Genomic DNA, 12,905 nt, shown 5'->3' with positions numbered 1-12,905 from the left:
GGCCGCGCTACGAGACGGTGGGCGCCGGCGACGGCCCGGTCAGCCCGTGCTCTCCCCGCCACCCGTCGACGATGGCGGCCTGGAGCCCGAACATCTCGGCCTTCTCGTCGGGCTCCTCGTGGTCGTAGCCGAGCAGGTGCAGCACCCCATGGACGGTGAGCAGCTGAAGCTCTTCGTCCATGGAGTGCTGCGTCGGGGCTTCCGCCCCCTGCTTGGCGGCGACCTCCGGGCACAGCACGATGTCGCCGAGCAGCCCCTGCGGCGGCTCGTCGTCGTCCTTGCCGGGCGGCCGCAGCTCGTCCATCGGGAACGACATGACATCGGTCGGCCCGGGCAGGTCCATCCACTGGATGTGCAGCTGCTCCATGGCGTCGGCGTCCACGACGATCACCGAGAGCTCGGAGAGCGGGTGGATGCGCATCCGCGCGAGCGCGTAGCGGGCGATGTCGAGGATCGCCTGCTCGTCTACCTCGGTGCCGGATTCGTTGTTGACGTCGATCGACATGGTGGTGCCGTGTCTCTACTTCCCCTTGTGCCCGGACCGGCCCCGGCCGCCCTTGTGGGTGCCGTTCTCGGTGCCGTGCTTGGTGTCGTACTGCTCGTACGCGTCGACGATACGGCCCACCAGCTTGTGCCGTACGACATCGTGGGACGACAGCCGGGAGAAGTGGACGTCCTCCAGGCCCTCCAGGATCTCCTGCACCTGCCGCAGACCGGACTTGGTGCCGTTCGGCAGGTCGACCTGGGTCACGTCACCGGTGATGACGATCTTCGAGTCGAAGCCGAGGCGGGTGAGGAACATCTTCATCTGCTCGGGGCTGGTGTTCTGGGCCTCGTCCAGGATGATGAAGGCGTCATTGAGCGTGCGACCCCTCATATACGCCAGCGGCGCCACCTCGATGGTCCCCGCCGCCATCAGCCGCGGGATGGAGTCCGGGTCGAGCATGTCGTGCAGCGCGTCGTACAGCGGGCGCAGGTAGGGGTCGATCTTCTCGTAGAGCGTGCCGGGCAGGAAGCCCAGCCGCTCGCCGGCCTCGACCGCGGGGCGGGTGAGGATGATCCGGTTGACCTGCTTGGACTGCAGGGCCTGGACGGCCTTGGCCATGGCCAGGTAGGTCTTGCCGGTACCGGCGGGGCCGATGCCGAAGACGATCGTGTGCTTGTCGATCGCGTCGACGTACCGCTTCTGGTTGAGGGTCTTCGGGCGGATCGTGCGGCCCCGCGAGGACAGGATGTTCTGCGTCAGCACCTGAGCCGGGGTCTCCGGGCCATCGCTCGTCCCGTTCTCGCTCGCCTTGAGCATGGCGATCGAGCGTTCCACTGCGTCCTCCGTCATCGGCTGCCCGGTGCGGAGCACCAGCATCATCTCGTCGAACACGCGCGCAATGAGGGCGACATCGTTGGAGTCGCCGACCGCGCTGATCTCATTGCCCCGGACGTGGATGTCGGCCGCCGGGAAGGCCCTCTCGATCACACGCAGGAGGGAGTCGCCGGAACCCAGCACGGTCACCATGGGGTGCTGGGCGGGGACGGTGAACTGCGCTCTCGCCTGCTCCTGCGCGGGGGTGGTGTGAGCTGTGGGTGTCTGTGTCATGGGCCGGCTCTGAAGGCCTGCGCTTCCTCCTCGTCACGGCCGCCTGGCTGAGGGCGGCCTCGCGATTCCAGGGTACGACGGTGCACAGACAAGCCCGTAGGGCTTTTCAGAGGGGGACTTCTCCGCCGGGTACGTCAGCTGGAGCGGCGGAATCCGATCGTCGGTACCGCCCGCCGCAACGGCCAGGGCCGGTCCAGTTCCTCGGGCACCAGCCCCTCGAGGAACTCGTACCTCCGCAACGCCGCCTGATCCTGCCCGGGAAGGGCCTGCACCTGCCGCCACCACGCCCCGATCTCCGACCACCCCGGCGCCGACAACGACCCCCCGAACTCCTGCACCGACAGGGCCGCCGTAAGCCCCGCGAAGGCCAGCCGGTCCGCCAGCGGCCACCCCGCCAGGGACCCCGTCACGAACCCGGCGACGAACACGTCCCCGGCTCCCGTGGGATCCAGCGCCTCCACGGCGATCGCCGGCACCTCCGCCGCCTCCCCCGTACGCCGGTCCACCGCGTACGCCCCCTCCGACCCGAGCGTCACGACCGCCACCGGCACATGCTCGGTCAGGGCGTGCGCGGCGATCCGCGGGCACTCGGCCCCGGTGTACCGCTTCGCCTCCTCGGCGTTCGGCAGGAACGCCTCGCAGTGCTCCAGGTCGGCGAGCCCGGCGAGATCCCACGCCCCGGTGTCGTCCCAGCCGACGTCGGCGAAGATCCGGGTCCCCTCCCGCGCGGCCTCGGCGATCCACGGCTCGCGGGTACCGGGCGTCAGCGAGGCCACGGCCGCCCGTGCGCGGGGCGCCCGGTCCCGGGCCCGCTGCTGGAGGAACGCGGCCTCGGGCGGCGGCTCGTGCCCGTGCGACACCATCGTCCGCTCGCCCTCGTACGCCATGGACACGGTCACCGGCGAGTGCCAGCCGGGCACGGTCCGTGACGCCGACAGATCGATGCCCTCGCCGCGTTCGAGCGCGTCCCAGCAGTAGTCGCCGTAGTGGTCGTCCCCGAAGGCCGCCGCGAGGGAGGTCTTCAGACCGAGCCGGGCCAGGGCCGTGGCCATGTTGGCGACCCCGCCGGGGCTGGAGCCCATGCCCCGGGCCCAGGACTCGGTGCCGCGTACGGGCGCCGAGTCCAGGCCGGTGAAGATGATGTCGAGGAAGACCGTGCCCGTCAGACAGACGTCCCAGGGCGGGTCACCGGGCCCGCGCAGCGCCGCGAGCGGATCGACCTGGGCCTGACAGCGCGCGGCCCTGGTGAGGTGTTCCGGTTCCTCTCCGGTGATCGTGTGCGACGGGGTCACGGTGCGCTCCCTGGCGTGGTGCGGATCTGGCCAGTGTGCACCACTCGGCGTGCCGTGCAGCGGGTTAACAGATGCTTACCAGCGGGGCATCACCGGTTGCCGCCAGCCCGGTTCGGCCAGCCGCATCGCCGCCGCGTCGTCGCGGTCGCGCAGCGCGCCGTCGTCCTCGACCCAGCGCCGGTGCAGGCGGGCCAGCTCGTCCCGGTCCAGCTCGACGCCGAGGCCGGGCTCGTCCGGCACCGCGACGCGTCCCTCGGTGAACCCGGGCCGTTCGGTGAGGACGTCCTCGGACTGCCAGGGGTAGTGCGAGTCGCAGGCGTGGTGCAGTCCGGGGACGGTGGCCGCGACCTGGGTCATCGCGGCGAGGCTGATCCCGAGGTGGGTGTTGGAGTGCATCGAGATCCCGACCCCGAACGCGGCGCAGATCGCGGCGAGTTCCCGGGTGTTGCGCAGCCCGCCCCAGTAGTGGTGGTCGGAGAGGACCACTTGAACGGCGTCCTTCGTGAACGCCTCCTTGATCTCCCCGAAGGTGGTCACGCACATGTTGGTGGCGAGCGGGACGTCGGTCCCGGCGGCCACCTCGGCCATCGCGGGCGTCCCGAGCGTCGGGTCCTCCAGGTACTCCAGGACGTCGCCGAGTTCCTTCGCCACTTTCAGGGACGTCTCGACCGACCAGGCGCCGTTGGGGTCGAGGCGCAGCGGGTGTCCGGGGAAGGCCTCGGCGAGGGCCCGTACGGCGGCGATCTCCTCGTCGGGCGGGAAGACACCGCCCTTGAGCTTGAACGAGCCGAAACCGTGCCGACGCTGCAGCTCCCGGGCCTGTGCCACGATCCCGGCCGGATCGAGCGCGGCGCCCCAGTCGTCGGGCTCGGCCGCCACGCCCGCCGGGTGCCCGGCCGGCTTGTAGAACAGGTAGGCGCTGTACTCGACGGCGTCCCGCAGCTTGCCCCCGAGCAGGGCGTGCACGGGCAGTCCGAGCGCCTTGCCCTGGGCGTCCAGGCAGGCGACCTCGAAGGCGGACAGCACGGACAGCCGCAGTTTGTCGGCGCTCTGCACGCCGCGCAGCCCGCCGGCGTCCACCGCTCCCTGGACCCGCGACGCGTCGACACCGAGGTCGATCGCGAACAGTCCATTCACATCCATGACCGACCGTCCGGTGAGCCGTGCGGCGAGCGGGCGGGCCAGTTCCAGGTACTTGGTGTCGCCGTAGGTCTCGCCGAGCCCGGTGATCCCGTCGGCGGTGACGATCTCCACGATCAGCCGGGGGGTGTACGGCTGGTGCACCCCCTGGGTGTTGAGCAGCGGCGGGTCGGCGACCAGGATCGGCGTCAGCCGCACCTCGGCGATGGTCAGATCACGGGTCACAGGGCGGCTCCTACGAGGTCGAGTCCGGCGGTGAGCAGGGCCTTGAGGTCGGCGAGGTCGGCGGGTGCGGGGTCGGTGAGCGGGGCGCGCACGGGTCCGACGCGCTGTCCGCGCAGCCGGGCGGCCGCCTTGACCAGGGATACGGCATATCCGGGCGCGCGGTCGCGGATTTCGACGAACGGGACGTAGAACTCCCGCAGCAGTGCGTCGACCGTCTCCTGCTGCCCGTCCCGGAGCGCGGCGAAGAAGGCACCGGCGATCTCAGGGGCGAAGGCGTGCACGGCGGAGGAGTAGGCGGGGACGCCGACGGTGGCGTAGGCGCGGGCCTGGATCTCGGCGGTGGCGGCGCCGTTGAAGAAGAGGAAGCCGTCGGGGGCGGCGAGGGTGAGGCGCTGGAGCCGGTCGAGGTCGCTGTGCCCGTCCTTGACGCCGATGACGTTCGGGATGCGCGCGATGCGCCGCAACACATCGGTGCCGTAGGTGACTTGGCCGCGCTGGTAGGCGATCAGCGGCAGCCGGGTGCGCTCGGCGAGCCGCTCCAGCTGGGCGGCGAGGCCGTCCTGCGGGGCGTCGACCAGGTAGTGCGGCAGCACCAGCAGGGCGTCGGCGCCGGCCTCCTCGGCGATGCGTGCGAACCGGGCGGCCTGCGCCCAGCCGTACCCGGTCCCGGCCACGACCGGCACTCTCCCGGCCGCCGCCTCGACGGTGGCCTTGACGACGGTCCGGTACTCCTCCTCATCCAGCGAGAAGAACTCCCCGGTGCCGCAGGCCGGGAAGACGGCGCCGGGCGCGGCGGCGAGCCTGCCTGCGACATGGGTGCGGAACCCTTCGGGATCGAGCGAGCCGTCGTCACGGAACGCGGTCAGCGGGAAGGACAGCACCCCGCGCGCCATCCCCTCCCGCAGCCGCCGCGCCACACCCTCGGGATTCGGATCGCCGGCCACCTGATCATCTCCACTTATGAATGACGTCTATATATGAGAACGAACATAGCCGCTTTTACCCGGGCCCACACTCAGCAAACCGAAAAGTGACACAGATCGCACCGCCCGCCCTTCTTCCGGAAACCGCCTGCTTGATACAACTTGCTCGCGCGTTCCTGTCCGTCGACGGTCGTCGCCCCCTCCCCCTCTCTCTGAGCCCTTGCTCACGCCTGCCCCGGGAACGCCCGTGTCCGCCCCCCGCACCATGCCCTGGCCCCTCGTCGCCCTTTTCACGACCGGGTATCTCGCCCCGTACCTCCTCCCCACCACCGTCGGCAGACTCTCCGGCGGGCTGCCGCTGAGCGCCACCCAGGCCGGCGCCATCGGCAGTGCGCTGCTGCTGAGTTCGGCGACGGCGGGCTTTGTGCTGGCCTCCCGGGTCGACCGGATCGGCCCCCGCACGCTCGCCCGCGCGGGCCTCGCGCTCGCCGTCCTCGGCTACGGCACCGCGGCCCTCACCGGGTTCGTACCGGCCGTCGTCGCGGGCGCGCTCATCGGCGGCTTCGGGTCCGGCACGGTCACGGCGGTCGCCGCGAGCGGAATCGCCGCGCAGCACGACCCGCACCGGGTCACCACGCTCGGGCTGCTCGGTGTCTCCGGCCTCGCCGGCGCCCTGTATCTGACGATCCCGCACCTCGGCCCCGGCCACGGCCTGCCGCTGGCCGCCCTCGCGCTCACGGCACTCGCCGTGTGGCCGCTCACCGGCCGCCTGTCCGGCCGTACCGCACCGGCCCGTACGGCACCGGCGTACGGCCGGCTCCCCCGGCTCCGCGCCGGACTACTGCTGGCCGTCGCCATGCCGTGCTGGTCCCTCGCCCAGAACTCCCTGTGGGGCGTCAGCGGCCGCATCGGGCTCGCCCAGGCCCACCTCACCGAGGTCACCGTCGGTGCGGTGTTCGCGGTCGCGCTCGGCGCCGGGCTCGTCGGTGTCGTCGGCGCCGGTGCGCTCGGCCCCCGGCTGGGCCGCGCCCTGCCCATCGGCGCCGGTACGGCACTGATCGCGGGCTGTATCGCGCTCAGCGCGTCCGCGACCGACCTGCCGGCCTTCGCGGCGGGCGAGATCTCCTGGAACCTGCTCTACCCGGTCGTCCTGTCGTACGTCATCGGCCTCGCCGCCTCCCTCGACCCGCGCGGCCGCTGGGCGGTCCTGGTGGGCTCGGCGTCCTCACTGGGCACGGCGGCGGGCCCGCTGACGGGGAGTGTGCTGGCAGGGTGGGCGGGCTTCCCGGTGATGGGGACGCTGCTCGGCGCCGGGCTGCTGCTGATCGCCGTGCCGATGACGGCGGTGGCCCTGCGGGCGGGCAGGCGGCCCCTGCCGGTCATGCCGGTCGTGGAGGTCCCGGTGGAGTCGCCCGCCGTGCCCGTCCAGCGCGACTACGACACCGCGTCGCCGAACTCGTACGCCTCGACCTCGGCGATGTAGCGGGCCCGGCGCTCCTCGTCGTCCTCCAGGAAGGCGGCGAGGAAGGAGTTGCGGGCCAGTTCGCGCAGCCGGTCCTCGGACAGGCCCAGGGTGCGGTGCACGGCCGTGAAGTTGTCGCCCGCGTACCCGCCGAAGTACGCGGGGTCGTCGGAGTTGACCGTGCACATGAGGCCCGCGTCGAGCATGGCGGGCAGCGGGTGGTCGGCCAGTGTGTCGACGGTGCGCAGGCGGACGTTGGACAGCGGGCACAGGGTGAGCGGGATCCGCTCCCGGACCAGCCGCTCGACCAGCGCCGGGTCTTCCATGCAGCGCAGCCCGTGGTCGACGCGCTCGACACCGAGCACGTTCAGGGCCTCGGTGATGTACTCCGGCGGCCCCTCCTCGCCGGCGTGCGCGACCCGGCGCAGCCCGAGGCCGGCCGCGGCCTCGTACACCTCCCGGAATTTCACCGGCGGATGCCCGACCTCGGCCGAGTCCAGGCCGACCCCGGTGATCCGGTCCAGGTAGGGCGTCGCGGCCCGCAGCGTCTCCAGCGCGGACTCGGCGGACTCGTCGCGCAGGAAGCACAGGATGAGCTTCGTGGAGATGCCGTGGTTCTGCTCGCTGTCACCCAGCGCCCGCCACAGCCCCTCCACGACCGTCCCCATGGACACGCCCCGCGCGAGATGGGCCTGCGGGTCGAAGAAGATCTCCGCGTGCCGGACGCCCTGCGCGGCGGCGCGGGCCAGATAGGCGTTCGCCAGGTCGGCGAAGTCCTGCTCGGTGCGCAGGACGGCCATCAGCTCGTAGTAGAGGTCCAGAAACGACTGGAGGTCGTCGAAGGCGTACGCCTTGCGCAGCGCGTCCGTGTCCGGGTACGGGAGGGTCACGCCGTTGCGGGCGGCCAGCTCGAAGGCCAGCTCCGGCTCCAGGGTGCCTTCGACATGGAGGTGCAGTTCTGCTTTCGGGAGGGGCATCAAAGCATCGTACGGGTGCTCTATCGCCGTTTCGGAAGCGGCACTCGCTGCAGATCGTGGGCCACGGTCAGCTCGCCCGCGAAGCCGGCCGCCCGCGCCTGCCGCTCGAACTCCTCCGGATCGGAGTAGCGCTGGCTGAAGTGGGTGAGGACGAGGTGGCGCACGCCCGCGTCCCGGGCCACGGCGGCGGCCTGCCCGGCGGTCAAATGCCCATGCTCCACGGCCAGTTCGGTGTCCTCGTCCAGGAAGGTGGACTCGATGACGAGCAGGTCGCAGCCCTCCGCGAGGGCATGCACACCGGCGCAGAGCCGGGTGTCCATGACGAACGCGAACCGCTGCCCGCGCCGCACCTCGCTGACGTCCTCCAGCGTGACGTCCCCCAGCCGGCCCTCGCGCTGCAGCCGGCCGACGTCCGGGCCCTTGATGCCGAGCGCGGCGAGCCGGTCGGGCAGCATGCGGCGGCCGTCGGGTTCGATCAGGCGGTAGCCGTAGGACTCGACCGGGTGCGACAGCCTGCGGGCCTCCAGGGTGTACGACGAGGTCACCGCGAGGATGCCGTCGGCGGCGACCGGCGCCTCGGTGATGCCGACCGTCTCCCGGTAGGCGGTCGCGTAGCGCAGCCGGTCGAAGAAGCGCTGCCCGGAGCGCGGGTAGTGCGCGGTGACCTCGTGCGGCACCTGGTCGAGGTTGATCCGCTGGATGACGCCGGCGAGACCGAGGGAGTGGTCGCCGTGGAAGTGCGTGACGCAGATCCGGTTCAGGTCGTGGGCGGCGACCCCGGCGCGGACCATCTGGCGCTGCGTGCCCTCGCCGGGGTCGAACAGGATGCCCGTGCCGTCCCACCGCAGCAGGTAGCCGTTGTGGTTGCGATGTCGGGTGGGGACCTGGCTGGCGGTGCCGAGGATCACCAATTCACGTACGGACACGGTTCGTTACCCGGGGGGCCACTGCATGCCGCGGCCGCCGAGGAGGTGGGCGTGGGCGTGCCAGACGGTCTGGCCGGCGCCGGAGCCCGTGTTGAAGACGGTCCGGTAGCTGTCCAGCTTCTCTTCGTCCGCTACGGCCTGGGTCTCCCGCAGGACGTCGGCGGCGAGTTCCGGTGCCCCGGCGGCAAGGGCGGCCGCGTTCTCGTAGTGGGCCCTGGGGATCACCAGGATGTGGGTGGGGGCCTGGGGGTTTATGTCCCGAAAAGCGACGGTCGTGTCGGTCTCGCGCACGATCGTCGCCGGGATCGTACCCGCGACGATCTTGCAGAACAGGCAGTCGTCCTGCGGTTCGCCGGCCATGCGTGTGCCTCCTCACGCTGGTGATCAATACCGGTGCATCGTAGTCGTATCAGGTCGGCATGCCTGGTGGAGTCTTCGCGGGCCGCTCCTCCAGAGCCTCCAGCGCGAGCCTGATCGCCGCGTCCAGCTGGACATCTGTGCCCGCCGCCCAGTCCTGCGGGCGCTGGACGACCTCCACATCGGGATCGACGCCATGGTTCTCGACGTCCCACCCCTGCCCCTCCAGCCACATCGCGTATTTCGGCTGGGTGACCAGGGTGCCGTCGATCAGGTGGTAGCGGCTGTCGATGCCGATGACGCCGCCCCAGGTGCGGGTGCCGACGACCGGGCCGATGCCGAGGGACTTGATCGCGGCGTTGACGATGTCGCCGTCGGAGCCGGAGAACTCGTTGGCGACGGCGACGACCGGGCCGCGCGGGGCGTCGAGGGGGTAGCTCGTGGGGCGCATGCCGCGCGGGATGTCCCAGCCGATGATGCGGCGGGCCAGCTTCTCGACGACCAGTTGGGAGGTGTGGCCGCCGCGGTTCTCGCGGACGTCGACCACGAGTCCCTCGCGGGCGACCTCGACGCGCAGGTCACGGTGGATCTGGGCCCAGCCGGGGGCCTGCATGTCGGGGACGTGGAGGTAGCCGAGGCGGCCGGCGGAGGCGGCGTGGACGTGGGCTCGGCGGCCGGTGACCCAGGCGTGGTAGCGCAGGGGTTCCTCGTCGGCGATGGGGACGACGACGGTGTGGCGGGGTTCGCCGCCGGCTGCCGGGGAGATGGTCAGCTCCACCGGATGACCCGCCGTGCCGACGAGCAACGGCCCCGGGCCCGTCACCGGGTCGACCGTGTGACCGGCGACGGCGATGATCGCGTCGCCGGGGCGGACGGCGACGCCGGGCGCGGCGAGCGGGGAGCGGGCGTCCGGGTCGGAGGTCTCCGACGGGAGGATGCGGTCGATGCGCCAACTGCCGTCGGGGTGGCGGGAGATGTCGGCGCCGAGCAGTCCGTGGCGGGGGCCGCCGCCGGGGCCGCCGGCGGGGATGACGTAGGCGTGCGAGGTGCCGAGCTCGCCGTGCACCTCCCAGAGGAGGTCGACGAGGTCGCTGTGGGTGGCGAGGCGGTCCACGAGGGGGCGGTAGCGGGCGAGGACGCCGGTCCAGTCGGCGCCGCCGAGGTCGGGGCGCCAGAAGTGGTCGCGCATGAGGCGGCCGGTCTCGTCGTACATCTGCCGCCACTCGGCGGCCGGGTCGAGGGTCTGCCGGATGCGGGCGAGGTCGACACAGACGCTGGTGTCGCCGTCGTCGTCGGTGCCGGTACGGCGGTCGCCGGGGACCACCCGGAGCCGGCCGTCGCTCCACAGCAGGACGCGTTTGCCGTCGCCGCTGACCTCGAAGTGGTCGGCGTCGGCGGCCAGGTGCTCCAGGCGCCGCTGGGCGAGGTCGTAGCGCTCCAGCCCGGTGTGCGGGTCGGGGTCCTCGGGGTGGGCGCGGGCGGCGCCGAGCACGCCGTGCACGGGGTGGCGCAGCCAGAGCACGCCGTCCTTGGCGGCGCGGAGGCCGGAGTAGCGGCCGGCCTCGACCGGGAAGGGCACGATCCGGTCGGCGAGGCCTTCGAGGTCGATACGGGTGGCGGGGGTGCCCTCGCTGTCCGGGGTCTCGTCCTTGTCGGGGGTCTCGAAGGGGCGGCCGTGGCGCTGCGGGCCGAAGGGCGAGGGTGTGGTGGCGGCCAGGGTGATCAGGTGCGGGCGGGCGCCGACGACGAACGCGAGGTCGAAGACGTGCTCGTCGTAGACCGGGTCGAAGGCGCGGTTGGAGAGGAACGCGAGGTGTTTGCCGTCGAGGGTGAAGGCGGGCGCGTAGTCCATGAAGCGCAGCGGGGTCGCCTCGGTGACCGACAGGTCGGTGGTGTGGGCGAGGCGCAGCTGGGAGAGCGGGCGGGGGCCGGGGTGGGCCCAGGCGAGCCAGGCGGAGTCGGGTGAGAAGGCGAGGCCGCAGACCTCGCCGTCGTCGCTGCGGTCCACCTCGCGGACCTCGCCGGTCTCCCGCTCGACCAGGAGCAGGCGTCCGTCGTGGGCGGCTACGGCGGCCCGGCTGCCGTCGGGGGCCATGGCCAGCTCCAGGACCCGGCCGAGCTGTCCGGCGGCGAGCCGGCGCGGGGGCGCGCCGGGCACGTTGCCGGTCGCCGGGGCGAACTCCAGGGCGTCGTCGCCCTCCGCGTCCGTCACCCACACCACCCACTCCTCGCCCTCGGCGCGGAAGGCGCGCGGCAGCCGGGCGCGCACGCCGGGAGTGGCGGCGAGGGCGCGGGCGGGCCCGGAGCGGTGGGTGACCCAGTGGATCCCGCCGCGCACGCACACGGCGCTGCCGCGCGCGGTGTGGTCGGGGGACGCCTCACCGAACCAGTGGGTGACGGTCACCGGGCGGGGGCGCAGATCGGCGCGCGGCCCGCCGAGGCGCACGTCCAGCCGGCGCGGTTCGGCGCCCTCCAGGTCGTCCAGCAGCCACAGTTCACCGGCCGAGCTGTAGACGACCCGGGTGCCGTCGCCGGAGGCGTGGCGGGCGTAGAAACCGTCGAGTGCGGTGTGCCGGCGCAGGTCGGAGCCGTCGATGAGGGAGGAGTACAGGGCGCCGGTGCCCTCGTGGTCGGAGAGGAAGGCGATCCTCTCCCCGGCCCACACCGGGCATTCGATGTTGCCGTCGAGGTCCTCGTGCAGCCGGACGAACGCGCCGCCGCCGTCCCGGTCGATCCACAGCTTGCCCGCGGTACCGCCCCGGTAGCGCTTCCAGTAGGCGGCCTCGCGGCCCATCGGCGCGGACAGCAGCACGGTGGCCGGGCCGAACGCCACACCGCCGACGGGGCCGTACGGCAGGGTCTCGGCGGGGCCGCCGTCCAGCGGGACGGCGTGCGCCCAGGTGTGCCGGAAGCTGGCCCGGCCCTGCGCGCCGATCGCGAGCACCCGCCCGTCGGCGGTCCAACCACGCACCTCGGTACGGGAGTTCCCCCAGTACGTCAGCCGGGTGGCGGGGCCGCCGTCGACGGAGGCGACATGCACCTCGGGGGCGCCGTCGCGGGTGGAGGTCCAGGCGAGGGACCGGCCGTCCGGGGATATCCGGGGCACGGTCACCGGCATGTTGTCGGCGCTGACCCGCCAGGCCCGGCCGCCGTCGAGGGGCGCGAGCCACACGTCGTCCTCGGCGGCGAACGTCACCAAGTCGCCGTGTACATGGGGGTATCGGAGATAGGCGGAGGACGTCGTGGTTCGCGTCGGTGTACCCTGGGTCACCCCGTCACTGTACGCAGTGACCGGTGTACCCCGCGCCCCTTCCGATCACTTGCCCGCGGTCACTTTCCGGCGGCGGGCCAGCAGGTGGGGTCGCCCTTGCACCAGACCGTCTCGGTGACGGTGACCGTCACGGTGGGCCGCCCGCCGCCGGGGTGAGAGGTGGGCGGCGTATACGTCGGTCCGGGTGTGGCAGCGCAGTCGCCGAGCCCGTCGACGTGGAACACCTGCCTGCCGCCGACCTTCGCCGTGAGGTCACCGCGCACACAGGCGCCGTCGACGGCCTTGGTCACCTTCCCGGTGACGGTGATCTTCCGCCCGTCCCTGGTCCGGCCCTGGCAGTCGACGGAGACGACGGTGGTCTCGGTCGGCGAGGGCGTCCCGCCCGCCGCGCTGCCGCCGCCGTAGTCGCCGGTGCAGGTGAGCCAACTCACATCCACGTGCTGCCGTTTCAGCGCGGCCGTCGAGGTCGTCTGGGTGGTGTAGGCGGCGGTCGCGGAACCGAGACCCCCCGGCTGACACGCCACCACGGCCCCCGCACCCACCACGACCAGCCCGGCAACGGCCACCACCCGCGCCCCGCGCCGCCCGCGCCGAATCCATCCCAAAGCCCCCATGCTGGGCAGAGTGCCACCGGCGCGGGCGAGACGGAAGGCCGCATACGGCCACTCACCCGATTCGGGAGCGGCAGCGCCCCCGAAGGGGCGCGGGGCTGTATCGATATGCGGCTCCGCAGCGATG

At 72.6% G+C, this 12,905-nt stretch carries 11 protein-coding genes; 1 reads left to right on the top strand and 10 read right to left on the bottom strand.

What is annotated here, in order from left to right:
* Positions 1 to 7: 7 nt before the first annotated feature.
* From ybeY to AB5L52_RS29660, 5 genes are all read right to left on the bottom strand, one after another.
* Complete coding sequence (gene ybeY / locus AB5L52_RS29680) at positions 8 to 505, bottom strand: rRNA maturation RNase YbeY (protein WP_351020409.1); 498 nt, start codon at positions 503 to 505, stop codon at positions 8 to 10.
* Positions 506 to 520: 15 nt separating this feature from the next.
* The gene (locus tag AB5L52_RS29675; RefSeq protein WP_351020407.1) at positions 521 to 1,594 is read right to left on the bottom strand and encodes a PhoH family protein; all 1,074 of its coding nucleotides are present in this window, start codon (positions 1,592 to 1,594) and stop codon (positions 521 to 523) included.
* A 134-nt stretch (positions 1,595 to 1,728) separates the two neighbouring features.
* On the bottom strand, positions 1,729 to 2,868 hold the full coding sequence (locus AB5L52_RS29670; RefSeq protein WP_369368997.1) for a carbohydrate kinase family protein: 1,140 nt from the start codon (positions 2,866 to 2,868) through the stop codon (positions 1,729 to 1,731).
* Positions 2,869 to 2,961: 93 nt separating this feature from the next.
* The gene (locus tag AB5L52_RS29665) at positions 2,962 to 4,251 is read right to left on the bottom strand and encodes a glucarate dehydratase family protein (protein WP_369367160.1); all 1,290 of its coding nucleotides are present in this window, start codon (positions 4,249 to 4,251) and stop codon (positions 2,962 to 2,964) included.
* Entirely contained in the window at positions 4,248 to 5,144 is an 897-nt protein-coding gene (locus AB5L52_RS29660; protein WP_351020965.1) for a 5-dehydro-4-deoxyglucarate dehydratase, read from the bottom strand. The genes AB5L52_RS29665 and AB5L52_RS29660 overlap by 4 nt, the downstream gene beginning before the upstream one ends.
* Before the next feature lie 277 nt (positions 5,145 to 5,421).
* Here AB5L52_RS29660 and AB5L52_RS29655 point away from each other — a divergent pair, with 277 nt between their 5' ends.
* Positions 5,422 to 6,657, top strand: a complete 1,236-nt coding sequence (locus tag AB5L52_RS29655) for an MFS transporter (protein ID WP_369367159.1) — start codon at positions 5,422 to 5,424, stop codon at positions 6,655 to 6,657.
* Here the strand turns inward: AB5L52_RS29655 and AB5L52_RS29650 are convergent.
* The 5 genes from AB5L52_RS29650 to AB5L52_RS29630 form a co-directional block, all read right to left on the bottom strand.
* Entirely contained in the window at positions 6,609 to 7,613 is a 1,005-nt protein-coding gene (locus tag AB5L52_RS29650) for an adenosine deaminase (protein WP_351020401.1), read from the bottom strand. The two genes, AB5L52_RS29655 and AB5L52_RS29650, sit on opposite strands and share 49 nt — an antisense overlap.
* A 20-nt stretch (positions 7,614 to 7,633) precedes the next feature.
* Positions 7,634 to 8,539: a ribonuclease Z gene (locus AB5L52_RS29645; RefSeq protein WP_351020399.1), complete on the bottom strand. Its 906-nt coding sequence runs from the start codon at positions 8,537 to 8,539 to the stop codon at positions 7,634 to 7,636.
* Positions 8,540 to 8,545: 6 nt separating this feature from the next.
* Positions 8,546 to 8,899, bottom strand: a complete 354-nt coding sequence (locus AB5L52_RS29640; RefSeq protein ID WP_351020398.1) for a histidine triad nucleotide-binding protein — start codon at positions 8,897 to 8,899, stop codon at positions 8,546 to 8,548.
* A 49-nt stretch (positions 8,900 to 8,948) separates the two neighbouring features.
* Positions 8,949 to 12,092: a PDZ domain-containing protein gene (locus AB5L52_RS29635; RefSeq protein WP_369368996.1), complete on the bottom strand. Its 3,144-nt coding sequence runs from the start codon at positions 12,090 to 12,092 to the stop codon at positions 8,949 to 8,951.
* 134 nt (positions 12,093 to 12,226) lie between these two features.
* Positions 12,227 to 12,781, bottom strand: a complete 555-nt coding sequence (locus AB5L52_RS29630; RefSeq protein WP_351020396.1) for a hypothetical protein — start codon at positions 12,779 to 12,781, stop codon at positions 12,227 to 12,229.
* Positions 12,782 to 12,905 lie beyond the last annotated feature (124 nt).

The sequence above is a fragment of the Streptomyces sp. CG4 genome (assembly GCF_041080655.1).
Lineage (GTDB): Bacteria > Actinomycetota > Actinomycetes > Streptomycetales > Streptomycetaceae > Streptomyces.
Note: the sequence above shows the minus strand (reverse complement) of the source record. Positions and strands in the feature narration are given on the sequence as shown.